The sequence below is a fragment of the Streptococcus gordonii genome, from assembly GCF_001553855.1.
In the GTDB taxonomy this organism is placed as follows: Bacteria; Bacillota; Bacilli; order Lactobacillales; family Streptococcaceae; genus Streptococcus; species Streptococcus gordonii.
Genome location: NZ_LQWV01000012.1, coordinates 273,913 through 296,867, shown reverse-complemented (window position 1 = coordinate 296,867; position 22,955 = coordinate 273,913). Strand labels below are relative to the sequence as shown.

Sequence of the window (22,955 nt, the reverse complement as noted above, 5' to 3'; positions counted from 1 at the left end):
CCCTCATTATACTACTTGATATAGTAAAAATCAAAGAGGCATTCAACCGCCAACAATTAAAAAGCGGGTTCGAAAACCCACTTTTTACTCTTTAATGATAGAGACTATCTCCATTCGTCGCAATGACTTCTTTGTACCAATCAAAAGATTTTTTCTTGTAACGGGCTAGACTTCCGCTACCGTCATCGTTGCGGTCAACGTAGATAAAGCCGTAACGTTTGCTGAGTTCTGCCGTGCTGGCTGAGACCAGGTCAATGCAGCCCCAAGTCGTGTAACCTAGCAGTTCTACGCCATCTTCCAGCGCTTCTCCCACCTGCTGCAAATGCTGTTTAAGATAATCAATACGGTAGTCATCTTCAACCGTTGGGCCATTTGGACCATCCACTAAGACATCCTTGGCACCAAGACCATTTTCCACGATAAAGAGAGGCAGCTGATAGCGATCATAAAAGCTATTTAGAACCAAGCGCAGGCCGACTGGGTCAATCTGCCAGCCCCATTCTGAGCTAGCCAGATGAGGATTCATAATACCACCTAAAAGATTGCCTCGGCCGGAAGAATAATTTTCCGGATCATGAGCCGCAACCACACTCATATAGTAGGAGAAGGAAATAAAGTCTACAGTATTTTCAGCCAAAAGCTCTTTGTCGTCCGGCGCAAACTGAATCTCAATCCCATTTTCCTTGAAGAAACGATTGATATAGGCTGGATATTTTCCACGCGCATGGATATCAGAGAAGAGGTAGTTTTGATTTTCAAATTCCCGTGCTGCCAGCACATCTTCAGGCTTAGGTGTCATAGGATAGGCCGGCATAGCCAGAACCATACAGCCAATCTTAAAATCAGGATTGATCTCATGACCGATCTTTGTTGCCAAGGCAGAAGCCACCAGCTCATGATGGACCGCTTGATAGAGGTCCTGTTTGGACAGATCTTCAGCTGGCGTGGCAATGCCTCCGCTCATAAAAGGCGCATGGAGGACAGAGTTGATTTCATTAAAGGTTAGCCAATACTTGACCTTGTCCTTATAGCGGGTAAAAACCGTGCGAACATAGCGCTCGTAAAATCCAATCAAATCACGGTTGGCCCAGCCATTGTACTGACGCGCCAAATGCAGGGGCGTTTCATAGTGAGACAGGGTAATCAGAGGCTCAATTCCATATTTAGCCAGCTCGTCAAAAAGATTATCATAAAATTGTAGGCCAGCTTCATTGGGTTCCAGCTCGTCTCCGTTTGGGAAAATCCGAGACCAGGCAATGGAAGTCCGGTAGACCTTGAAGCCCATCTCCGCAAAGAGGGCAATGTCCTCCTTATATCGATGGTAGAAATCAATTCCTTCCAGCTTGAGATTATCTGGTGTCGGACCCTCAGTAATCAAAGGATTGCGATCACCTGGCGAGGCCGGCACTCCACCTTTTGGAGTCACATCCTGAACAGACAGGCCTTTTCCATCCAGATTATAGGCGCCCTCATACTGGTTGGCCGCCGTTGCACCACCCCAGAGGAAATTTTTAGGAAATTTAGCCATTTGTATTTTCTCGCTTTCGTTTTTTCTTTGATTATATTATAATCTTAGATGAAAATGTTTTCTTGCACAATTCTCTTATATATTGATACTATTCTACTACAAGGAGCAGAGAATGCTAGATCTTGGACAGCTTCATAAAAATACCGTATATAAAAATCAAGGGACCCCCTATTCACTGACCCGCACTATTACTGAAAATGGGCAACCGGACATCCTCTTTCATTGGCATACTGACGTTGAAATGATCTATGTTCATGAGGGAACTGCCAAGTTTCATATTGACCAGGAATATTTCAACAGCAAGGCGGGAGACATCATCCTGATCCGCCCCAATGCTCTTCACTCCATTCATCCTATCGAAAATCAAAAACATTACATGGATGCCTTGAATTTTCAGCTAGACTTAATGGGCTACTCTGCAATGGACCAGGCTAGTATCGATTACCTGCAACCCCTCTACAAGGGGGAGCTGGACTTTGTTCACGTAATCGAACCCCATCACAAGGGATATCAAGCCATCCGTTCCTGTCTGATTGAAACCATGGAGACCGGCTATCATCGCAAGGACTACTTTGAATTTCAAATAAAAGCCCAGCTCAACCAGCTTTTCTATCTACTCTTTGAAAATGGTTATGTTGTCTCTAAAACGCAATCCTTGGAAGGCTATCGTAAGGAAGAGAAGATCAGGAATATTATTGATTACATCAGCCTTCATTATCAGGAGGAGTTGACAATTAATCGTCTGGCTAATATTTGTGGCTACAGCGCTACTCATTTTATGAACTTTTTCAAAAAACATATTGGCATCTCCTGCATGGAGTTCCTCATTCAGTTTCGCTTGAGAAAGGCGACCGAGCTTCTGCAACATTCAAATCTTTCAATCCTTGAAATCGCGAATCAATCTGGCTTCAACAACCTATCTAACTTCAATCGTCAGTTCAAAAAATACTATCAAATGACTCCCAGACAGTACCGAAAGAAATGACATTTATTGAAACACATAAAAACAGCTTCGACGATATCCGAGGCTGTTTTATTTGTCAAAAATATTGAAAATTATCTTTTTTATCTTGCTTGTCTTTTTATCCAAATCATTTAAGTCAGCAAGGCCAGAATGATATTAACAAGTCCCAACACTAGCAAACTCCGCAAAAGCAAATGTCCTAACTTCTCTTTAAAGAAATTGCGGCGAAGAAAAAGGCCAAAAATCAGCAGAACGATGGCTGCTAAAGCCAGAATCAACCAAATCACCAAAAGCAACCAAAAGAAAATGAATTGATATAAGAACATGATCCCTCCTAATTATCTAGTAAGCATGACCAGTAATGAGGGCATAGATAATTCCAAAAACAAAGTATAAAGCAAGCCCCATGCCAAACAAGAGCCATAGACGTCCCAAGAACTTCAAATAGAGAGATTTACCTGGTTGACCAAAGAAAATTACCAAAAGAGCTGGCAGACTAAGGATCAATAGTATATAAAACACAGGAACAAAGAAACCCACCATCAACAAACCACTCCCAATACCTTCCATCTCTAGGCTCCTTTCTGTTCATTATAGCAAATGCCATCTGTCTCACCAAACGAAAACCAGAAAAGCTATGCTCTTCTGGCTGTAGTGACTGACGAGAACACACTTAATCCCAATTTAAGGCAACATGTTCATTCATTTCCCGGTAGGCTATGTCGACCCGTTCTTTGGTAGCCTCATCCAGTCTATCCCGATATTTTCCACCTTCTATAAAGTCTTCCAGAATCAGAGTTTGGTAGCTATAAAGCGGATAGCCTTCAGCAGAAAATCCTCCTTTTTCTACACGGCTGACCCAGGTCGGATGAGCCTGAGCGCTCTTGATTCGGGTACCTTTGAGCGTCTTTTCAAGAGTCAGATCCATGAGAACACCCCGCTCGGTCCACTGAGCATTTTCAACTCCTTCCATGGTCTCAATCCGTTGATTAGAGATGAAATTTCCCATAGAGTAGATGATTAGTTTTTTCTGGCCGTCCTTTTCCAGAGTTTCAGATGGTTGTGTCACATGTGGGTGTCCACCAAAGATGATGTCTGCACCCCAGTCCACCATTTTGTGGTAGAGGGTTACCTGTTCTTCTGTCGGTTGTAGCTGATACTCTACTCCCATTTGGGGCATAACAACTGTAATGTCGGCTTCTTTCTCAGCACGTTCGATTTCCGATTTCATTTTCTCCTCATCAAGATTAGATAAATGCTGGTCATATTCATCTTGACTGAGATTTCCTTCCATTCCATTAAATCCGTAGGAATAGGCTAAAATAGCTATTTTAATCCCATTTACCTCTTTAATAGTCAGAGGCGCTTGGCCACGTGGTTCATGGGTATAAACACCAACCGGTGTAATTCCTTGGTCTTCAAAAGCCTTAGCAGTTGAAAATAGACCAGATAATTGAGAATCTAAAATATGATTATGAGCCAAGTCAAGCACATGATAACCCGCATCTTTAATAGCTCCTACTACTGACTCAGGTGCATTAAACAGCGGATAGCCTGCTAAAGGTAGGTCTGGACTAATGGTCCCTTCAAAATCTCCAATCGTAAGATCTGCTTGATGGAGCCATTCTTTAGCATACTTAAAATTCTCTGAGAAATCATAGCTACCATCTTCTCGTAGGGCGCTCATATATAGGGCATCATGGTAAAGCAAATCACCATTTGCCATGATACGAGCCGTTTGAACCTGCTTGTTTGCTACTGTCTTCGGCCTAGCTGAACTTTTATTTTCTATACTTGCCTGCCTCGTCTGCTTTCTTGCATCTATTTCCTTTTGGAAAAATAAAATGAGACTAGCTGAAAGAATAATCAGACTAAACAAAGCAAAAACAAACCACTTCTTTTGGGCTTCAGCTTTTCTTCTATCCGAACGTTTCATCCTTGTCGCCTCCTACCATATCTATTTTACCATAAAATAGATGTTCCAGTCATCCTCTAGAAAAACATCGTCATTATTAAAATATCTGAACCTTAAGACCTTTTGAAACTTAAAAAGAGCAGGTGACATCCACATCCTGCTCTTTTCATATGGTTTTTAGTTTAATTCAAATAGAGTATCCCCTAGGTCAACTTCCCCTTCTGCCAAAACCTTCAGATCTCTGAAGCGACTCATATTGGTGACAATGATTCATGATTTCCAATAACGACTTGATATTGACCGCCGGCTTTGACAACCGTTACAACCCCTTCTCGCTTCATCAGGTAGTCTGTGTCTGCCTTTGATTCATCCTTTAAGGAAAAACGCAAGCGTGTCACGCAGTGTACTAGTTTGGTAATATTGTCTTTGCCCCCAACATGGGCAACAATGTCCTTAGCTAATTCGGTATAATCTTTAGCCATTTGGGATCCTCCTGTTCTATTTTGATCACGCTAGGCCTGTTCTTCAAGCTCCTGAAAAAAAGAAGAAACCTAGACGAATACCAAATGAGAAGATAGAACAAAGTACTAACTCATTATTTGTATTCATCTAGGTTTTGCCTGCGTGATCAGTAACAATCCTTACATCTAGTATAGCATATGATTTTAAAATTGCAAGCGTTTTCTAAAAAATATTTAATATTTTTAGAAAGTATTTTAAAAAAAGAGGCTGAAAGCAGATGCAGCCTCTATTTTCTTCTCAAAATCAATCTTCTATATTGACATTCACTGTCAAAACTTGGCCATCTCGGACAACCTGCCGACCGGCAATATAGACATCCTGAACATCGCTTCCCTTCACAGCATACACGAGGTGCGACAGCATATTTTCCAAAGGATAAAGGTGAATCCGCCCCTTTGGTTGAATAGCAATGAAATCGGCTTGCTTCCCCACTTCCAGACTACCAATTTTGTCCTCCAAACCCAGCGCTTTAGCACCCTCAATCGTCAGTGCTTTCAAGGCTTGATCAATCGTAAACTGACTTGCATCACCTACCCGCATCTTCTGAAGTAGAGCAGCGGTCCGACCTTCTTCAAACATATCTAGATTATTGTTAGAAGCGACAGAATCTGTTGCCAGGCCAACAGTCACACCAGCAGCTAGTAGGTTAGTCACCGGGGCTACACCAGAAGCCAGCTTGAGATTACTGATAGGATTGTGGGCCATGCTGACTGATGACGTCGCTAAATCCGCAATCTCTGACGGATTCAGCTCAACTCCATGAGCAAAAATGGCTGGTCGCTCCAAGTAGCCCAGCCCTTTCAAGAAAGCTAGAGGCCGTTTACCGTAGCGTTCTAGGATAATTTTATTTTCATTTTTGGTCTCTGCTACATGGATATGAAGCCTCAAATCCAACTCACGCGCTAAATCTACACTGCCCTGTAGCAAATCTTCATCACAGGCATAGGGTGAATGAGGAGCCACCATGACCTGAAAATCTTCGTCATCATAGGAGAGGATTTCCTCTATAATAGCCCGGGTACGAGCCAGGGTCTCTGCTGCTGTTTCTGCTGGTGAAGTGAAGAGAGTTGGCGAGAAATAACAGCGCATCCCCGACTGACGGACAGCTTGATAAATCTGCTTAATATCCACCCCATGAGGATTATACATATCATTAAATGTTGTTGTTCCTGACAGCAACATCTCAGCCAGAGCAAATTGAACTGCTTTAGTGGTCACTTCTGCTGTAAACTGGCTCTCTGCTGGCCAGATGTAATCCTCCAACCATTCATGCAGATTGCTATCATCACGAATCCCACGTAGCAAAGTCATGGCCGAGTGAGTATGGCAGTTGACCAATCCTGGCATGATCCAAGCCCCCTCATAGTCCACTGTTTCACTACATTTCGCTAGCCAAGCTTGGTCATAGGGTCCACAGTAGGCAATGCGGTCATCTTTCACCACAAGCAGTCCTTCCCGATAAACATGAAATTCGCTATCACAGGTCACCAGATTGACATTTGTATAAGCTTTCATCCGGATATATCCTCACTTTCTAAACACTTGCACTCAGGAGATTTTAGCTATTATAACAGGCCTTATAAAATAGTTCAAGAGATTCTGATAGTTTATTCGAAATTAAGATAATCAGGGTCCGGTGTAATATATAATAATTGGCCTTTATAAAATACGAGAAAAACCTCGTTCTTCTTGTAACTATATAAAACATAACTGTTATCAGAGTCTTCTCCCCCAGCTAGTCCAACTCCGACTGCAACATCTGCTACTGCAGCACCAAAGGCGCTCAGCTGCTCTTTTGTAAGATGCTGGTCTAAATATAATGATTTTAAGTTTTTAATTTCTTGGTTTCTAAAGTTTCCAGTGAGGTATTTTGGATCCCTTATCACTGCCTCGGGTTCCCCCAGAGCTTCTTTGACTTTTTCTTCAGTATAACCTTCATAACTAGGCACTTGAGCTTTGATTTGTCCATCAGAAGAGTTGTAAGATACACTTCCATGTCCTTTTGCATAGATTTTATCTTTTGGAGCTGACTGGTCTCCTTCATCCGAAGCTTCCCTTTTTTCTGAGAATCCAGAATTATCCTTCTCTCCACTTTCCTTACTTGACGACTGAGTCTCTTTACTAGTTTTCTTTTCTTTACTAGTTGACTTAGTCTTTTCTTCTGATTTTGAGCTTGAACTTTCTTCAGCTAGTTTATCCGAATTAGCCTGCCCTTTACCATTAGATTTACAAGCTACCAGAGTGATAATCGTTAAAATAGTAAACAAAAGCGTCGAAAATCTTTTTAATCTCATCTTTCACTACTCCTTTTTATTATGATCATTATCCCTTATCTAAAAATTTTTGTCAACGCTCAGCAAAAAAGGCCATTAGGCCTTTTATTTCATATATTGAAGCAGATAAGCATATCCTTCTGCTTCCATTTTTTCTTTTGGAATAAATCGCAGAGCTGCTGAGTTGATGCAGTAGCGAAGACCGCCTGCTGATTCTGGACCGTCAGTAAAGACATGACCCAGATGGGCATTGCCAGAACGGCTACGCACTTCAATCCGCTCCATGCCATGACTCTTGTCTTCATAGTATCTCAAAACTTCTCTGGCAATAGGCCGACTAAAGCTAGGCCAGCCACAGCCTGACTCAAACTTGTCACCGGCAAAAAAGAGAGGCTCACCAGTCGTCACATCAACATAAATCCCCTCTTCAAAAGTGGCATTGTAGGCATTATGGAAAGGACGCTCTGTCGCACTATGCTGAGTCACCTGGTACTGCTCTTGCGTCAGCTGCTCTTTTAGTTCCGCATCTGTAGGTTTCTCATATTGGCCAGGATCGACCAAGGGCTGATAGGCATCATTGACATTGATATGGCAGTAGCCACCGGGATTTTTCTTGAGATAATCCTGATGGTAGTCTTCAGCTAATACATAGTGTCGTAAGGGTTCCAGCTCAACAGCTATCTTTTGTCCCAGCTGTTTTTCCTGCTCAGCAAAAACCTGCTCTATGACTGCCTTATCTCCTTCATCTGTATAATAAACACCCGTCCGATACTGACGCCCGACATCATTTCCTTGCTTATTGACCGACAGAGGATCAATGACTCGGAAATAATAAAGCAGAATTTCCCGCAGGCTGACCCGCTTTTCATCATAGATTAGATGAACCGTCTCTGCATGGTCCGTCTGATGAATCAGCTGGTAGTTGGTTGATTCCACCTGTCCATTGGCGTATCCCACTGTCGTTTTCTTAACACCTTCAATGCGGGAGAAATACTCTTCCAAGCCCCAGAAACACCCGCCTGCTAGATAAATTTCAGCCATAAAAACACCTCATTTCTTTGCGTCTATTTTCTCATAAAAGGAGTCGAAATTATAGCAATTTGATTAGAACTTTCTTCAAAATAATATGAAAAAGCTAGGTTTCAATACTTCTCAACCCAGCCATATTCTTCATTTCAAATCACAACAACACTTATATAGAAGATTACCCCTCAATATACTTCAATTTCCCTCGGAAATCTTCTAGACTTTCATAGCCTTTTTCTTCCATAATAGTCTTGAGTTCTGCGGTGATGCGCTCGAAGGCTACCACTCCTTCTTTATGAAGGGTTGTTCCGACCTGCACCATACTGGCTCCACAGAGGATATGCTCAAAAGCATCCCGCCCCGTCAGGACACCACCAGTTCCTATGATTTGGATTTCTGGTTTCAGGCGTTGGTAAAAAGCATGGACATTGGCTAGAGCGGTTGGCTTGATGTACTGACCTCCGATACCTCCAAAGCCATTTTTCGGACGAATGACTACTGACTCATCTTCTATATAAAGACCGTTTCCGATAGAGTTTACACAATTGACAAACTTGAGCGGATATTTGTTAAAAATCTCAGCGGCCTGGTCAAAATGCACAATGTCAAAATAAGGAGGCAGCTTGATGCCTAGGGGCTTTTTGAAATAAGCAAAAACCTCTGACAAGATTTTTTCCGTCGTTTCAAAGTCATAAGCAATCTGCGGTTTACCAGGAACGTTGGGGCAGGAGAGATTGAGCTCAGTAATCCCTTTAAAATCACTTGCCTGAACTTTCTTAAGAATGGTATGAGTTTCTTCTGGCGACATACCGACCAAAGAGAGGAAGAAAGTCCGATTTGGTTCGCTTTCCTGGAGTTCCAGCAGATAGTCAAGATAGTAGTCTAAGCCATTGTTGGGCAGACCCATGGAGTTGATAGACCCCAGCGGAACATCCTGATAGCGCGGTTCTGGGTTTCCCTGACGAAATTCTAACGTTGCCGTCTTGGTCACAAAGGTTCCTGCAGCAGAATCTTTGACTTCCGCCAGTTCCTCTTTTGTCATACAGGCAACTCCAGCTGCATTCATCAGGCAATTATCAAATAAAAAACCAGCAATCTGTGTCGATGTCGAAACCATAGTAAAATACTCCTTTTCCCTATGAAGCCTAATGCCTCTATCTCTTTTTCCTCATTATATCACCAAACTTCCCTTTTTCGTTTTTTAAACTGGAATTTTCTAGCAAATGTTCGGGAATCTATCCGAAAGTTAGTTTTGCAAATTTTCAGAAAATTCAACTTTTTTCTTTACACCCCCAAAAAATTCTGCTATAATGGCTCATGTAATAAAATATAACAACAAAAAGGAGAACGATATGACATCTGCTAAAGAATATATCCAAAGCGTGTTTGCAACTGTGAAAGCTCGTAACGGGCATGAGGCTGAATTTCTCCAGGCGGTTGAGGAATTCTTCAGCACTTTGGAGCCTGTATTTGAAAAACACCCTGAGTATATCGAAGAAAACATCTTGGCACGTATCACTGAGCCTGAGCGCGTGATTTCTTTCCGTGTTCCTTGGGTTGACCGTGAAGGCAAAGTACAAGTCAACCGTGGTTACCGTGTTCAATTTAACTCAGCTGTTGGACCATATAAAGGCGGACTTCGTTTCCACCCAACTGTAAACCAAGGGATCTTGAAATTCCTCGGCTTCGAACAAATCTTTAAAAACGTCTTGACTGGACTTCCAATCGGTGGAGGTAAAGGGGGATCAGACTTCGATCCTAAAGGGAAGACTGATGCTGAAGTGATGCGCTTCTGCCAAAGCTTCATGACAGAATTGCAAAAATACATTGGACCATCACTTGACGTCCCAGCCGGCGATATCGGTGTTGGTGGACGTGAGATTGGTTACCTTTACGGACAATACAAACGTCTTAACCAATTTGATGCTGGTGTCTTGACTGGTAAACCTCTTGGATTTGGTGGTAGCTTGATTCGCCCAGAAGCAACTGGTTATGGTTTGGTTTACTATACTGAAGAAATGCTCAAAGCTAACGGTAACAGCTTTGCTGGTAAGAAAGTGGTTATTTCAGGTTCTGGTAACGTAGCCCAATACGCTCTTCAAAAAGCGACAGAACTCGGCGCAACAGTCATCTCTGTATCTGACTCAAACGGTTACATCATTGATGAAAATGGTATTGACTTTGACCTCTTGACAGATATTAAAAATAATCGCCGTGCCCGTCTGACTGAGTATGCAGCTGAGAAAGCAACTGCTACTTACTATGAAGGTTCTGTATGGACTTACGCTGGTAACTACGACATCGCTCTTCCATGTGCAACTCAAAATGAAATCAACGGTGACGCAGCTAAACGCTTGGTTGCTCAAGGCGTTATCTGTGTATCTGAAGGTGCCAACATGCCTAGTGACCTTGATGCGATTAAAGTCTACAAAGAAAACGGAATCCTTTACGGACCTGCCAAAGCTGCCAACGCCGGTGGTGTAGCTGTATCTGCCCTAGAAATGAGTCAAAACAGCCTTCGTCTTTCATGGACACGTGAAGAAGTTGATGGACGCCTCAAAGACATCATGACAAACATCTTCAACACTGCTAAAACAACTGCTGAAACCTATGGTCTTGGTACTGACTACCTTGCAGGAGCTAATATCGCTGCCTTCGAAAACGTGGCAGATGCTATGATTGCACAAGGATTAGTTTAATTAATCGATACATCCTATCGGAGGACTATCATGAACTTACGGCCAATAGAAGTGAGAGACAATCTAGCTGTAGCACAGCTCATTCGAGCCAGCCTTGAAGAATTCGGGCTTGACAAACCAGGAACTGTCTACTTTGATTCTCATCTAGACCATTTGGCCGACTATTATCAACAGCAAGAGAGAGCAGCTTACTTTGTTCTGGAAGATGAAGGACAGATGGTTGGCTGCGGTGGCTTTGCACCTGTGTCCGATAAGATTGCTGAATTACAAAAACTGTATGTCACTAAAAATAGTCGTGGCAAAGGTTATTCCAGTCGGCTGATAAAGCGGATATTCCAGGAAACACGTCAAGCAGGTTATGAACAGCTTTATCTAGAAACCTCTACTGAATTAGCTACGGCCGTGGCTATCTATCAGCACTATGGTTTTACAGCACTGCAACAACCACTTTCTAACGCTGCCGGACACCCAGCTATGAATATCTGGATGATAAAATCCCTCTTATCAGATGAATAGATATTAGTATACTCTGGTCGTCTCGAGGACATCATGACCAAGATCCTCAACACAGCTAAAACAACTGCTGAAACATACGGTCTTGGTACAGACTACCTGGCTGGTTCTAACATCGCTGCCTTCAAAAACGTAGCCAATGCTATGATTGTGCAAGGTATTGTTTAAGCACAATTAAACTAGAATAAATCCGACTGCTTATCAAAGCAGCCGGATTTTTATATATCTAATTTTTCAAAAAATGTGCCTGCTGACTGCTTTTCTTTTAGCTTCTCAAGCAGCTCGTTCTCCAGAAAAGGACTTAGTTCATCAAAATCTTGGCAAACCTTAAAAACCGTCTCTCTGTCCATCTGACCATAAGCTAGTTCGTAATAGTCCTTATTATGATGCCAGTTCTGATCATAGTTGACATCTGTACGTTGATAGTAAACGATATTCTGCTTCGGAGTCAGGTAAAGCTTCTGTGTTAGAATGCTTTTCTGATCTTTGGACAGTTTGCTACGGCTGAAAATCTTAACACCTTGAAAAATCTTGCGCTCATGAATACCTTGATTTGTGACTTTCAATTCAACTCTTTTATAGTACATATAGTCACCTCCAGAAATTACCTACATTATATCAAGTTCTGGTAGATTTTCAAGCAAAAAAATGTTATTGCCAAAAGTCTTTCGTCGCCTCTAAAATTTCTTCTGTCGGTGTCACGGTAGCCTCAATAATGCTCTTGCCAGTCTCTTTCAGATAAGCTTGTATCAGATGATAGCCATAAGCATAGCCCGCAGCATAAGGCATACCGACTGGTATTTGACCTTGAATCTCAGCGATTTCATCACCGTAGAGATAAGGAGCCATTTCCGCCATCCCCGTTAGCTGAAGCTGACTGGAGATGATGGGCTTAATATCTTCTAACTGCTCGGAACTGGTTGAAGTAACCCAAGGCCCAATGAGATCTTTGCCATAGAGTTCAGCAGCAAAAGACTCTGCCAGACCTTCACTGACTACCCAGTCTGCTAGTGTCGTCTGCTGGTTCCATTTGATAAATTGGAAGCGGACATTGTGGTTGCACTCGTGGGCCAACGCTGCCTGCACACGTGGTAAAGTATAGTCATTCGGCAGCAGACTAAGCATGAGGTAGCCTGGAATTCCGCCATCTCCGCTGTAACCCTTATTGAGCTGGAGCATGGGCTTTTCTGGATTGCCTAATAAAATAGTAAAATGGTAATCCTCAACCTCTAAGTCATAGCCAGCTTGCTCGAAAAGACCGATACTCCTTTTGATGGTATCCTGGCAATTTTGCCAGAGTTGATCAGAGCTCAGAGCGTCAATAGACGGTCTATCCTTTTCTGAGAGAGTTGCGGGCAACAGATTCATAAAGCCAAGCAGAAACAGAGCATCAAATCCTCCAGGGTACTTTGCTTTCAGAGGAATATGTTGAGTTTGGTATTTGGTTGCAAAAGGTGCTAATATTTTCGCTCGAAAGCAACCTTCTCTCTTTTCTAAAGGAAGCTCGAGCATCTCTTGATAAACTTTATCTGAACGAATCATATTGATTTGCATAATAATCTCCTTTCTTATCTTGTATTACTATACACCCTCCTCTAAGGTCAGGGTCAAGAAAAAGATTTAAAACTTTTCTAAAATTGTCTTATCGTTCATGAAATCATCTAGTACCACTTGAAGATTTTTGAGAAGATAGGGAATGACCAGCTAGGACCAGCATTGCTTTCACTAGCTTTCTATTGTATAATGGAGAAATACTCTGTGGCGCATTCAGATAAATACGAATCTAATGAGTATGATTTTTACTGCTTTCTAAGCAATTAAAAAGCCACTGAACTAATTTATCTATCAACGAGAGAGCTCTGCTTTCTTACACCCAAGCTTCAGCAATTTCTTTAACTGTTGGAGCAGACTTTCTATCGTAACGAAAGGAATAGCCATGCTTCATCGAATAATTCTTACTTGGAAAAAAACAAATCTTATTAAACGAATTTCACTAGGTATCCTATGCGGGGCTTTATTAGCTGTCCTCTTTCCCCAAGCTTCAGCAATTGGCCTGTTGGGTGAAATTTTCGTTGGCGGTCTAAAAGCAATTGCCCCTCTCTTGGTTTTTGCTCTTGTAGCCAATGCTCTTTCTCAGCAGAAAAAGGGAGAAAAGAGCAATATGAAAACAGTGATTATGCTCTATCTGTTGGGAACATTTGCGGCTGCCCTTGTTGCAGTTCTTGTTGGCTTTGTCTTTCCACTTGAAATTGATTTGGCAGACGCTAAACAGTCCCTCTCACCTCCTGACGGCATCGGACAAGTTCTAAGCAACCTTTTGCTAAAGCTAGTTGACAATCCTCTCAATGCTCTTATTTCAGCCAATTATATCGGCGTTCTCTCTTGGGCTGTAGTTTTTGGAATTGCCATGCGTGAAGCGAGTCATCACAGCAAGGACCTGCTTCGAACCTCAGCCGAAGTTACTTCTAAAATCGTCGAATGGATCATTAACCTCGCCCCCTTCGGGATTTTAGGGCTGGTTTACACTACCATTTCCGGCAAGGGATTTCAGGCACTGCAAAGTTATGGTCTATTACTCTTAGTCCTAATTGCCACCATGCTAATTGTCGCCCTGATCATCAATCCCCTGATCGTCTTTATCATGCTTCGAAAAAACCCCTATCCTCTTGTTTGGCGTTGCCTCAGAGTTAGTGGTGTTACAGCATTCTTTACACGTAGTTCTGCAGCCAATATTCCAGTTAACATGAAACTTTGTCGAGACTTAAATCTAAACCCTGAAACTTATTCTGTCTCGATTCCTCTAGGGGCCACCATCAATATGGCTGGTGCTGCGATTACTATTAATACTTTGACCCTTGCTGCTGTTCATACTTTGGGAATCCAAGTAGACTTTGCGACTGCTTTTGTCTTGAGCATCGTTGCAGCTATCTCTGCTTGCGGTGCGTCCGGAGTTGCAGGTGGCTCTCTTCTGCTGATTCCTGTAGCTTGTAGCCTCTTTGGCATTTCCAATGATTTGGCTATGCAAGTCGTTAGTGTTGGCTTCGTGATTGGAGTCATTCAGGATTCTTGCGAAACTGCCTTGAACTCCTCTACAGATGTCCTCTTTACTGCTGTTGCAGAAATGAGAAACTGGCCTAAAGAAAATCGCTAATAAAAAATCCCCAAGCTCATCCTATCGACAGGAAAGTTTGGGGTTTTTATTTATTTTAGTTGATTCATTGAAATGATCGCTATTTTTTTGATTTGGGCTTCATCCACTTATCTTCACCATAAGTTACGGTATAGGAATGCTCATCCCCCTTCTCACCATCAAACACCAAGTCGAAGCTAATCGTCTTCCCAGGAACTAAATCCATCCCTACCTGAGCATGGTCAAAGGTAGAACCATCTAAAATATAAAGATTTCCTTTTTCATCATATAAGTCGAAATTATAGGGATTTAATAATATCCTCCGATTGGAAGTATTCTTAACCTTTATAGACACAACAACAGCAACTCCAGCAGCATCGTCACTCATCTTTTTATTAGTATCCATCTTTGCTGACTGAACAGTGATTTTAGTTCCATTTTGAAAAAAGACAGCATCGCCAAAATAATGATTAGGATGCTCATTTTTATAATCGTAAGCTCGATTTGAACTATCCATCCTACCATTTATCTTCAAACTATCCTCTGAAAGGCTGAAATTAATGAGCAGTAAAGCAACTGTTACCAAAGATAGAATGATGACCAAGCCAGAACTGATGACACTGGTCCAAAATAATGGCTGTTTAAGTAAAGGCTTCTTAATTTGATAGAGATTCCCATCGGCATCAATCATTTCGTGTGGGGGGGCATATTTCATATTTTCTCCTCTGTCTAAAGGACTAGCTTTAGAATATTAATTTGGCAAATCAATGCCTTCTTTTAGTAAAGCTTCATGATAAAGTCTGTAAAAGGAATGGTAGATTTTAGTTTGAGTCCCACTTTGAACCATCATGCTAACACGAAAAACAAACTGGCTATTTTCTTCTAACTGAGGTCCCAAAATATCTGGCTCTTGTAAAATTTCAGGATAATCTTTAAGGGATGCTTGGTTGACTTTCTCAATCACACGAGCAATATTATCTAAATCTGTTTGTGCATTAATCGGAATATCAATCAAAACCCGCATATCTCCGCGCGAAAGATTGCTGACGACCATAATATTGCGATTAGGAATATAGTGAAGCGAGCCATCTGCATCCCGAATCTGAGTTGTTCGAATCCCAACACTAACGACTGTTCCCGCTATATTGATAGGACCATTGGTCAAGCGAACGCTATCGCCCACATCTAGCTGGCGTTCCAAAAGAATAAAGAAGCCATTGACCAGATCCGATAAAAAGCCTTGAGCACCCATCCCAATAGCTACTCCGGCAATCCCTGCACCAGCTAAAAGACTAGAAACTGGCAAACCTAAAATGGATAAAATCCAATAGATCAAAAGAAAATAAAGGGCATAATTAAGAACATTCTCTATCAAGCGACTAATGGTTTTCTGTCTGGCGATATCAGTACTGGAAAACTTTAAGGATGGGGAGATAATTCTTCTAACAAAGACATGGAGAAGCTTCTTGGCAATGTAAAATAAAATAAATAAAAAGAGCAGAGAAATCAACTTGGAAACAGCATCATCTAAAATAGCCGTCCAATCAAACTGCTTAAAATAACGAGAAAAAATATTGCTTGAAAAAAACATTGCTTACCTCATACAATCACATTTATTCCAGTACCAGAAGAAATATAATCTATTATAACACAAAGCCCATACTTGAAAAAGGCTAGATCCCTAAGACATCTTAAAAAAAGCTGGGACAGTCTTTTGACTTGTCCCAACTTTCTTTATTTCTTCTCATGGCGTGCAACCAGCGGTAGAAGCAAGCCTAGACCCAAGAGAGCTATCGGAGTGATAATATTCGTGATGAGGGTGAACCACCACTCAGTTGGATGAGTTGCCATATCTACTTGTGGAGCCATACCCAGAATACAAGCAAAGGCTGTGAAAGCAAATCCCCAAGCCCCCATTAGAAACCCTAGTCTACGATTTTTCATAAATTTGTATTCAACGTTTTTAAATTTGTCCCATTTACGATACAAGAACATATAAGCTACAAATACCCAAAGGAAACACATGGGAGAAACGATAGCATTGAGATTGGTCATCCATACGACCAGACCATCGATTTCCTTCAATCCAAAAAGTGGCAGTACAATGATAATTGCTACTAGTACTCCTGTTAAAAGATAGCCATTAATCAGCATTCCTGACTTGGTACGCTTACGCAACCAGCTTGGAATAAAATCTTTATCTGCGCTACCCAAAAAGATTTGCAGAGGTGCATCGATACAAATAGCTAGTGTAGCCGCTTGTCCTATTGCTTGGGTAAGAGCATAGATAGTAACTAATAAATTGCCTATTCCCCAATGCTTTCCTAAAACAGCAAAGGCTTGGTAGGCACCATTCCTCATCAAATCGGCTGGAATATGGTTGCTATCAAAAATCATGGCCATGGCAAGAGAGCCTAAAATAGCACAGGCTCCTATCATGACAACCATAGCTATCATACCTTTTGGAAAGCCCTTTTCAGGATTTTTTACTTTATTAACATAAGGAGAGATAGCTTCCGCTCCTCCTACTGAGAAGACTAAGAGTGCAATCGTTGTAAAATAGGAGAAGTCAAATTTTGGAATATAAGTCGATAACTGGTCCATATGTTGAGTGGCCAATTGTAGATCTGGCTTAATCAATGGCACACCAACAGCCATTAGAATAAAGAGAACCGACATGACCAGCATGGCTCCACCGGCTAATGTTCCCAAAAATTTCAAGGCTTTCAAACCCTTGGTCGAAATATACAAAAGGAGTAGGAAAGTTAGTAAAGAAAGGCAGACAATCATTGGCATGGATAGACTATCTAAAATCCTTCCATTTCCTTGAAAGGCCCATCCTAAAGCAATTAAGATTGTTTGAGGTTTTTGAGCCAAATATGGTATCTGCACAACCCAGTAGGTCCAAGCCGCAAAAAAAGCTAGCTGTTTGGTAGAGGTAAACTTAATCCAGTCACTAACCCCGCCTTCACTATCCTTAAATGTTGAACCTAACTGCCCAACCATTAATGTGTAAGGAATAAAATAGATAATCAGCAAGAGAATCCATGAAGTGATCACGACAATTCCCTGCTGAGCAAAATTATTCACGACATTGCCCAAGCCCCAAACAATATTAAAGGCTATCAAGGCTATCATGAGCCAACTTAACTGCTTAGAATCTTTTTCTTCCATACGATTTCCTCCTTCCAATCGTTAAAAGTTCTTTTTGTCTCTCAAATAGAGGCAGCAGTTGGATAAATTATTAATATATTTCACTGTTATTATAACACTTTAAAAAATAAAATAAAGCGCTTTCATATTTCGTTTCTGTTTCAAACTTTTGAATTTCTGTATAAAGGAAGCTATTTTCCTGCCAAATCGAAAGGACATGTTCTCTAAGCAAAAAACCGTTGCAGTAAGCAACGGTTTTGACAAGTTTTTATTAACTCAATTCCGCGATAATAGCCTTGAGCTGGTCTTTGGTGTGAACACCTGCGACTTGCTTAACGACTTGGCCATCTTTCTTGAAGAGAAGAGTCGGAATGGACATAATGCCAAATTCACGGGCAGTATTTGGATTTTCATCCACATCCATTTTAAGGATTTTCAATTCGTCCTCATGGACTTCTCCTGCCAACTGCTCCAAGATAGGCGCCTGCATACGACATGGACCGCACCAAGTTGCCCAAAAGTCAATCAGAACCAGTCCGTCCTTTGTTTCTTCTGCGAATGTTGCATCTGTAACTGCTGCTACCATAAATTTTCTCCTTTAATAGCTTACTTTTGTTAACATTTTACACCAAAAACAAGAGAAAGAAAAATATTTGCTACGGGTAAGGGATTAGTCACTCAATGAGAAGTGGCTGGTCATGAGATTGCTGGCATCCAAGAGAACCTTCTCCAAGAGCTGGTCTGTCGCTTCTTGCACCTTGTCGCTCATAGCTTGATTTTCAGCTTCAAAGTCAACATCCTCGCCCTTAGCCAGAGCTTGGTCTACCCGACCGATCATTTCATGTCCCCAAGCCATGGTCGTTTCCTGATAATCATCCAAGTCTCCGACATGACTACTAAAATGAGCATCAGCCAGCCCAGCAATTAAGCGATTAGCCCAGTAGAAGGAATCCGTCGAAACCTTATCCGTCGTATTGGCAAAGTAGTCTGGTGTAGTTGAGATCTGAGTAAAGAAAGGAACAGCTGTATTGTAAGGCATAGAACCATAACAGATCCACTGGATCCCAGTCGTTTCCTGCGGTTGGTTAGGGCGCAGCTGCAAGATGGCTGTCTGACTGGTCCGATTGATCCCGATAGTCCTAAAGGCCCGCCTGCTATGGTGGTCTCCCTCTGCTCCATAAGGATCATAAGGTGAATCCTGATAGTGACTGCTCAGGACATACTTGACATCTTCGATCGTGATCTTGCGGTATGGCTTGCGGCACCATGGAATGAAGAAACTCCTTGGATCTTGCTCTACTTCTGGATTGAGAAAACGTTGGATGTCCCAAGCTCGCGGTGTATTGTAATGGCGATCCTTATCCTTCTGGCTGCCAAAAGCATAGCGCGGATTGAAACTCTCGTTCGAGTAATTCAGATTGAGATGATTTTCCTCGATAAAGTTTTTAAGATTTGGATGACAGAGGAAGTGTTCTGGATTGTCAAATTCAAAATAATCACTGCCCAGCTGATTTGGATTGGTCACATAGGCATCATCTGGCACGCGCCGCGCCATCCAATGGTGACCGCCAATGGTTTCCAGCCACCAGATTTCGTTGACATCTGAGATTGCAATTCCATTGGACTCATAAGTGCCGTATTCCTCTAGGATTTTCCCTAAGCGTAGAACCCCTTCACGAGCCGTTTTGATATAAGGAAGAACCAGCGTAAGGATATCTTCCTCGCTGATACCTGACTCTACCAAAGGATCAGCCCCCAGCACGCGACTATTGGTTGTAATCGTCTCCGTTGCGCTAACAGCAACATTATAGCTGTTAATTCCAGCCGCTCCCCAAATCCCATCCTTGGGAACTGCATCTGGCACTGCCGTATAGCGGACCGGATTGTCCGGCAAATCCATCTCAAAGGATGTCAAAACTGACTGATAATGGCGAGGCTGGTCTTGGGGTTCCACTACGATAAATTTCTTGGGTGTAAAGACCCCATTTTGCGAATCCTCCGTACGAGCCACAATGGTTGAACCGTCGTAACTGGCCTTCTTGCCTACCAAAATAGTCGTACAGGAATCTGATGCATGCTTTATTCTCATTATTTTCCCTCCGGTACTCTTTTATGCTACTTACATTATAGCAAAAAGCAGGCCCTCATAAAAGAACCTGCTGTTATCTCTACGCTGAAACTTCCAATGCCCTATTCGATTTTCAAGACATAGGTATGCTCTTTGTAAAGCTCATCAATCTCAAAATGCTCTAAATCTTCTTTCCTTGAGACAATATAATGCCCTTCTCTTTGATAATAGCCTAAAGAATTTCCTGACTTGTCTGTCAGGCAGATTGTCTTCTGCTTAGCATCAACGCTAAAAGAAAATGCTATTTGATCTTTGGGGCGTCCTACCACTAAATAATCTTGACAAATCAGCTTGCCGCCCCACTTCTGATAGAGGTGATTTGCTTGTTCTCCGTCTCTGGTAAAGATGATCAAGGCCTCAACTTTCTTTTCATGCAGCCGCTCCCAAGCAGTTTGAAAGAGTTGACTAGCTATCCCTTGATTCTGAAAATCAGGATGGACAGCCAGATTAGCGAAGTAAGCTATCTTTTTTCCTGGATAATATGGATAAGAATGACTTGCTTCTTCGGTGTAAATACCAATATCTAGAAGCCCTGCAACCTGATCATCTTCCACTGCTATGAGCTCAACCGAATCTTGGTAAGGCTCTTCAGTAAACTCGTCCTTGCTGCGGCTCATATCATCAAAGAAAGGCGAAAAGAGATAACTCAAAGCTTTTGTATAAACCCAACTTTTCTCATAAGTCGAGTCATAGGTTTGTATTTTCATTTCTGGCCTCTTACTTAAAGATCACAATCGTTGCACCGCTGCCGCCAGCATTTTGCGGAGCATAGCCGAAGGACTTGACGTGCTTGTTGCGACGGAGGTATTTAGTCACTCCTTCACGGATGACCCCGGTCCCGATACCATGAATAATATCTACCTGAGCCATATTATTAAGAAGGGCCTGATCGATAAATTCATCTAGCTCTTTCATAGCTTCTTCGTAGCGTTTGCCTCGCAAATCCAGTCTAGCTCTTGGTCCAGCAGTATTAGCTCGCTTGACCACATTGACCTGCTTGCGCTTAGGTTGTTGCTCTTTTTCAGCCTTGAGAAGATTAAATTCCTGCTCCTCTAGAGTCATCTTAATGAGACCGACTTGGGCTTCCCAACGGCCGTCTTTGAGCTGCTTGACCAAGGTTCCCCGCTGACCATAGCTGGTGACTAGGATATCGTCTCCCACCTTGGGCGCCCGATTTTTCTTGGCCTGTTTGAGTACCTTATTCTTTGATAAATCAACCGTTTCTGGTGCCAACTTTTTAAGCTGAGCCTTGGCTTCAATAATCTCATGTGGTTTGAGACTGGACTTAGCATGAAGATTTTTAAGAATGCTCTCACTCTCTGACAAAGCCAAATCAACGATTTCCTGGGCTTCCAAGCGTGCCTTATTGAGCTCGGTTTCCTTTTCTCGATTAAACTCATTGTAAAGTTTTTTGAGGGCTCTGTTAAATTTGAGATTTTCCTGCTCCACCTCGCGGATATTATCCAAGCGCTTGCGACTTTCCAGCGTCTGCTCCTCTAGGCGCTCAATAATCCGATTGACATCGCTGTCTGTGTTGGTCTGCTCTTGGGCATGGCTAACGATAACCTCCGACAAGCCTAACCGGCGAGCAATTTCAAAGGCATTGGAGCGGCCAGGCACTCCCTGCATAAAGCGATAGGTCGGCCGCAAACTATCAGTATCAAATTCCATGCTGGCATTTTCCACCCAGTCCGTCTCAATCCCATAGGCTTTGAGCTCAGGATAGTGGGTCGTCGCCATGGTTTTAATCTGCCTTAGCCGTAAATCTTCCAAGATGGCAATAGCCAGAGCCGCGCCCTCCTGAGGGTCAGTCCCAGCTCCCAGCTCATCCAGCAGAACCAGACTCTCGCTATCAACTTGCTCCAAAATAGAGACGATATTGGTCATGTGACTGGAGAAAGTCGACAAACTCTGCTCAATGGACTGCTCATCACCAATGTCTGCAAAAATCTGACTGAAAATCCCGACGCGACTTCCCTTGTCCGCCAGAATCGGCAGACCTGATTGGGCCATGATCTGAGCCAGACCCAAGGTCTTCAACATGATGGTCTTACCACCGGTATTTGGTCCGGTAATGACAATCTCTGTCAAATCAGGGCCGAAATGCAAATCATTAGCTACTGCATTTTGAATCAGGGGATGACGAACCTGTAGCAACTGAATGGCTTGTGTATCGGATATGGCTGGTACTACCGCTCCTCGTTCTCGCATAAAGGCTAACTTGGCCATCACTAAGTCAAGATGGCCGATGATCCAAGCATTGTTGGCAATTTCAGCTGCATGAGGGCGAATCATAGCAGATAGTTCTTGCAAAATTCGCAAGAGTTCGTAGCGCTCGTCTGCCTTGTAGTTGGAAATTTCCTCATTGAGATTGACCACTGCCCTTGGCTCGATATAAATTGTCGTTCCACTAGCAGAAATGTCATGCACCACTCCTGGAATCCGATTCCGATAGGTGTTTTTAACCGGCAGCACATTGCGACCATTCCGGCTAGCTACCACCTGGTCTGCTAGCATATCTCCCTTGTTCTTGAGAATTTCTTGCAAAAGATCTCGTACCTTGCTTTCATTCTCTTGGATCTTTCGACGAATTCTCCCCAGTTCTTCACTAGCAAAACTTTCAATAAAGCCCCCGTCGTTGACAGCTAACAGACTCCCTTGAATAGCTGGGAAGTCGACTAGATTTTCAAAAACACGGTTCAATTCTTGAAGTCGAACATTTTCTAAGTCATTATAAAAAGTAACCAAGTCATGCGAAACGCGCAAAACCTTTTTTAAAACAAGCAATTCCTCGATATTCAGGTCACCATCAAGCTCCAAACGCTTGCTAATAGCAGTGATATCCTTGGTTGCCGCCAAATGAAAATGCGGATCTTCTACTAAAATCTGCTCCATGTCTGCAACTTCCAAAAAGGCTCTCTCAATCGCCTCTTTTTTTGTGGTCGGCTGTAAAACTTGTAATTCTAATTTCCCCTGCTCCGTTTGTAAAGAGCCTTGGAATAAGTCTTTTATTTTATTAAATTCTAAGGTTTCTAAAATTTTTGTATTCATGATAATATCTTTTTCTAGTGAAAAAGAACCCAGCTAGTAGGCCAACTGAGTCC

21 protein-coding genes and 2 pseudogenes are annotated in these 22,955 nt (G+C 42.4%); 5 read left to right on the top strand and 18 right to left on the bottom strand.

All coding sequences use genetic code 11. The annotated features are described in order from the left end of the window. Window positions 1-91: 91 nt before the first annotated feature. Window positions 92-1,528, bottom strand: coding sequence for a glycoside hydrolase family 1 protein (locus tag AWH02_RS04455; RefSeq protein WP_060553127.1), 1,437 nt, complete (start codon window positions 1,526-1,528; stop codon window positions 92-94). A 112-nt stretch (window positions 1,529-1,640) separates the two neighbouring features. Between AWH02_RS04455 and AWH02_RS04450 the strand changes: the two genes are divergently transcribed. Next, window positions 1,641-2,513, top strand: a complete 873-nt coding sequence (locus AWH02_RS04450; RefSeq protein ID WP_060553128.1) for an AraC family transcriptional regulator — start codon at window positions 1,641-1,643, stop codon at window positions 2,511-2,513. A gap of 110 nt (window positions 2,514-2,623) precedes the next feature. On the opposite strand, the gene AWH02_RS04445 is transcribed toward AWH02_RS04450, so the two are convergent. The 8 genes and pseudogenes from AWH02_RS04445 to AWH02_RS04410 form a co-directional block, all read right to left on the bottom strand. Further along, window positions 2,624-2,818: a hypothetical protein gene (locus AWH02_RS04445; RefSeq protein WP_048777391.1), complete on the bottom strand. Its 195-nt coding sequence runs from the start codon at window positions 2,816-2,818 to the stop codon at window positions 2,624-2,626. A 16-nt stretch (window positions 2,819-2,834) separates the two neighbouring features. After that, window positions 2,835-3,062 (bottom strand): hypothetical protein, encoded by a 228-nt coding sequence (locus AWH02_RS04440; protein WP_060553129.1) that lies wholly within the window; start codon window positions 3,060-3,062, stop codon window positions 2,835-2,837. 103 nt (window positions 3,063-3,165) lie between these two features. Beyond that, window positions 3,166-4,428 (bottom strand): CapA family protein, encoded by a 1,263-nt coding sequence (locus AWH02_RS04435; protein ID WP_060954907.1) that lies wholly within the window; start codon window positions 4,426-4,428, stop codon window positions 3,166-3,168. Between the two features lie 251 nt (window positions 4,429-4,679). Then, window positions 4,680-4,889: pseudogene (locus AWH02_RS04430) on the bottom strand (PTS transporter subunit EIIB); the annotation flags it as partial. 283 nt (window positions 4,890-5,172) lie between these two features. Next, window positions 5,173-6,444, bottom strand: coding sequence for a TRZ/ATZ family protein (locus AWH02_RS04425; protein ID WP_060553132.1), 1,272 nt, complete (start codon window positions 6,442-6,444; stop codon window positions 5,173-5,175). A 92-nt stretch (window positions 6,445-6,536) separates the two neighbouring features. Beyond that, complete coding sequence (locus AWH02_RS04420; protein WP_060553133.1) at window positions 6,537-7,223, bottom strand: DUF4947 domain-containing protein; 687 nt, start codon at window positions 7,221-7,223, stop codon at window positions 6,537-6,539. An 84-nt stretch (window positions 7,224-7,307) separates the two neighbouring features. Continuing rightward, window positions 7,308-8,243: a peptide-methionine (R)-S-oxide reductase MsrB gene (gene msrB / locus AWH02_RS04415; protein WP_048775476.1), complete on the bottom strand. Its 936-nt coding sequence runs from the start codon at window positions 8,241-8,243 to the stop codon at window positions 7,308-7,310. Between the two features lie 163 nt (window positions 8,244-8,406). After that, entirely contained in the window at window positions 8,407-9,345 is a 939-nt protein-coding gene (locus AWH02_RS04410) for a dihydroorotate oxidase (protein ID WP_060553134.1), read from the bottom strand. Between the two features lie 235 nt (window positions 9,346-9,580). Here AWH02_RS04410 and gdhA point away from each other — a divergent pair, with 235 nt between their 5' ends. The 3 genes and pseudogenes from gdhA to AWH02_RS04395 all read left to right on the top strand — a co-directional run. After that, a complete protein-coding gene (gdhA, locus tag AWH02_RS04405; RefSeq protein WP_060553135.1) occupies window positions 9,581-10,927 on the top strand; it encodes an NADP-specific glutamate dehydrogenase in 1,347 nt (448 codons plus the stop codon). Between the two features lie 30 nt (window positions 10,928-10,957). Further along, window positions 10,958-11,443, top strand: coding sequence for a GNAT family N-acetyltransferase (locus AWH02_RS04400; protein ID WP_060553136.1), 486 nt, complete (start codon window positions 10,958-10,960; stop codon window positions 11,441-11,443). Between the two features lie 15 nt (window positions 11,444-11,458). Then, window positions 11,459-11,608: pseudogene (locus AWH02_RS04395) on the top strand (NADP-specific glutamate dehydrogenase); the annotation flags it as partial. A gap of 50 nt (window positions 11,609-11,658) precedes the next feature. On the opposite strand, the gene AWH02_RS04390 reads toward AWH02_RS04395, so the two are convergent. After that, window positions 11,659-12,027 carry an EXLDI protein gene (locus AWH02_RS04390; RefSeq protein WP_060553138.1) on the bottom strand — a complete coding sequence of 123 codons (369 nt, stop codon included), beginning with the start codon at window positions 12,025-12,027 and terminating at the stop codon, window positions 11,659-11,661. Between the two features lie 64 nt (window positions 12,028-12,091). Next, window positions 12,092-12,994, bottom strand: coding sequence for a DUF2268 domain-containing putative Zn-dependent protease (locus AWH02_RS04385; RefSeq protein ID WP_060553139.1), 903 nt, complete (start codon window positions 12,992-12,994; stop codon window positions 12,092-12,094). A gap of 382 nt (window positions 12,995-13,376) precedes the next feature. On the opposite strand from AWH02_RS04385, the gene sstT reads away from it, so the two are divergent. After that, window positions 13,377-14,591 carry a serine/threonine transporter SstT gene (gene sstT, locus AWH02_RS04380; RefSeq protein ID WP_060553140.1) on the top strand — a complete coding sequence of 405 codons (1,215 nt, stop codon included), beginning with the start codon at window positions 13,377-13,379 and terminating at the stop codon, window positions 14,589-14,591. 79 nt (window positions 14,592-14,670) lie between these two features. Here the strand turns inward: sstT and AWH02_RS04375 are convergent, their stop codons facing one another. The 7 genes from AWH02_RS04375 to AWH02_RS04345 all read right to left on the bottom strand — a co-directional run bounded on the left by AWH02_RS04375 (window position 14,671) and on the right by AWH02_RS04345 (window position 22,902). Continuing rightward, complete coding sequence (locus tag AWH02_RS04375) at window positions 14,671-15,285, bottom strand: DUF4352 domain-containing protein (RefSeq protein WP_060553141.1); 615 nt, start codon at window positions 15,283-15,285, stop codon at window positions 14,671-14,673. A 36-nt stretch (window positions 15,286-15,321) separates the two neighbouring features. Further along, window positions 15,322-16,161, bottom strand: a complete 840-nt coding sequence (locus AWH02_RS04370) for a mechanosensitive ion channel family protein (RefSeq protein WP_060553142.1) — start codon at window positions 16,159-16,161, stop codon at window positions 15,322-15,324. Between the two features lie 143 nt (window positions 16,162-16,304). Then, entirely contained in the window at window positions 16,305-17,744 is a 1,440-nt protein-coding gene (locus AWH02_RS04365) for an APC family permease (protein ID WP_060553143.1), read from the bottom strand. 250 nt (window positions 17,745-17,994) lie between these two features. Beyond that, window positions 17,995-18,309, bottom strand: coding sequence for a thioredoxin (trxA, locus tag AWH02_RS04360; protein WP_002898369.1), 315 nt, complete (start codon window positions 18,307-18,309; stop codon window positions 17,995-17,997). Window positions 18,310-18,393: 84 nt separating this feature from the next. Beyond that, complete coding sequence (locus AWH02_RS04355; RefSeq protein ID WP_060553144.1) at window positions 18,394-19,812, bottom strand: C69 family dipeptidase; 1,419 nt, start codon at window positions 19,810-19,812, stop codon at window positions 18,394-18,396. A 101-nt stretch (window positions 19,813-19,913) separates the two neighbouring features. Beyond that, window positions 19,914-20,558: a GNAT family N-acetyltransferase gene (locus AWH02_RS04350; RefSeq protein WP_060553145.1), complete on the bottom strand. Its 645-nt coding sequence runs from the start codon at window positions 20,556-20,558 to the stop codon at window positions 19,914-19,916. Between the two features lie 10 nt (window positions 20,559-20,568). Continuing rightward, a complete protein-coding gene (locus AWH02_RS04345) occupies window positions 20,569-22,902 on the bottom strand; it encodes an endonuclease MutS2 (protein WP_060553146.1) in 2,334 nt (777 codons plus the stop codon). Window positions 22,903-22,955 lie beyond the last annotated feature (53 nt).

Excerpts from the sequence above, each read along its gene's own strand:
- AWH02_RS04400 (WP_060553136.1), top strand. The coding sequence starts at position 10,958 with ATGAACTTACGGCCAATAGAAGTGAGAGACAATCTAGCTGTAGCACAG.
- AWH02_RS04450 (WP_060553128.1), top strand. The coding sequence starts at position 1,641 with ATGCTAGATCTTGGACAGCTTCATAAAAATACCGTATATAAAAATCAA.
- gdhA (WP_060553135.1), top strand. The coding sequence starts at position 9,581 with ATGACATCTGCTAAAGAATATATCCAAAGCGTGTTTGCAACTGTGAAA.
- sstT (WP_060553140.1), top strand. The coding sequence starts at position 13,377 with ATGCTTCATCGAATAATTCTTACTTGGAAAAAAACAAATCTTATTAAA.
- AWH02_RS04355 (WP_060553144.1), bottom strand. The coding sequence starts at position 19,812 with ATGAGAATAAAGCATGCATCAGATTCCTGTACGACTATTTTGGTAGGC.
- AWH02_RS04385 (WP_060553139.1), bottom strand. The coding sequence starts at position 12,994 with ATGCAAATCAATATGATTCGTTCAGATAAAGTTTATCAAGAGATGCTC.
- AWH02_RS04455 (WP_060553127.1), bottom strand. The coding sequence starts at position 1,528 with ATGGCTAAATTTCCTAAAAATTTCCTCTGGGGTGGTGCAACGGCGGCC.
- AWH02_RS04425 (WP_060553132.1), bottom strand. The coding sequence starts at position 6,444 with ATGAAAGCTTATACAAATGTCAATCTGGTGACCTGTGATAGCGAATTT.
- msrB (WP_048775476.1), bottom strand. The coding sequence starts at position 8,243 with ATGGCTGAAATTTATCTAGCAGGCGGGTGTTTCTGGGGCTTGGAAGAG.
- AWH02_RS04420 (WP_060553133.1), bottom strand. The coding sequence starts at position 7,223 with ATGAGATTAAAAAGATTTTCGACGCTTTTGTTTACTATTTTAACGATT.
- AWH02_RS04435 (WP_060954907.1), bottom strand. The coding sequence starts at position 4,428 with ATGAAACGTTCGGATAGAAGAAAAGCTGAAGCCCAAAAGAAGTGGTTT.
- AWH02_RS04445 (WP_048777391.1), bottom strand. The coding sequence starts at position 2,818 with ATGTTCTTATATCAATTCATTTTCTTTTGGTTGCTTTTGGTGATTTGG.
- AWH02_RS04375 (WP_060553141.1), bottom strand. The coding sequence starts at position 15,285 with ATGAAATATGCCCCCCCACACGAAATGATTGATGCCGATGGGAATCTC.
- AWH02_RS04440 (WP_060553129.1), bottom strand. The coding sequence starts at position 3,062 with ATGGAAGGTATTGGGAGTGGTTTGTTGATGGTGGGTTTCTTTGTTCCT.
- AWH02_RS04370 (WP_060553142.1), bottom strand. The coding sequence starts at position 16,161 with ATGTTTTTTTCAAGCAATATTTTTTCTCGTTATTTTAAGCAGTTTGAT.
- trxA (WP_002898369.1), bottom strand. The coding sequence starts at position 18,309 with ATGGTAGCAGCAGTTACAGATGCAACATTCGCAGAAGAAACAAAGGAC.
- AWH02_RS04410 (WP_060553134.1), bottom strand. The coding sequence starts at position 9,345 with ATGGTTTCGACATCGACACAGATTGCTGGTTTTTTATTTGATAATTGC.
- AWH02_RS04365 (WP_060553143.1), bottom strand. The coding sequence starts at position 17,744 with ATGGAAGAAAAAGATTCTAAGCAGTTAAGTTGGCTCATGATAGCCTTG.
- AWH02_RS04350 (WP_060553145.1), bottom strand. The coding sequence starts at position 20,558 with ATGAAAATACAAACCTATGACTCGACTTATGAGAAAAGTTGGGTTTAT.
- AWH02_RS04390 (WP_060553138.1), bottom strand. The coding sequence starts at position 12,027 with ATGTACTATAAAAGAGTTGAATTGAAAGTCACAAATCAAGGTATTCAT.
- AWH02_RS04345 (WP_060553146.1), bottom strand. The coding sequence starts at position 22,902 with ATGAATACAAAAATTTTAGAAACCTTAGAATTTAATAAAATAAAAGAC.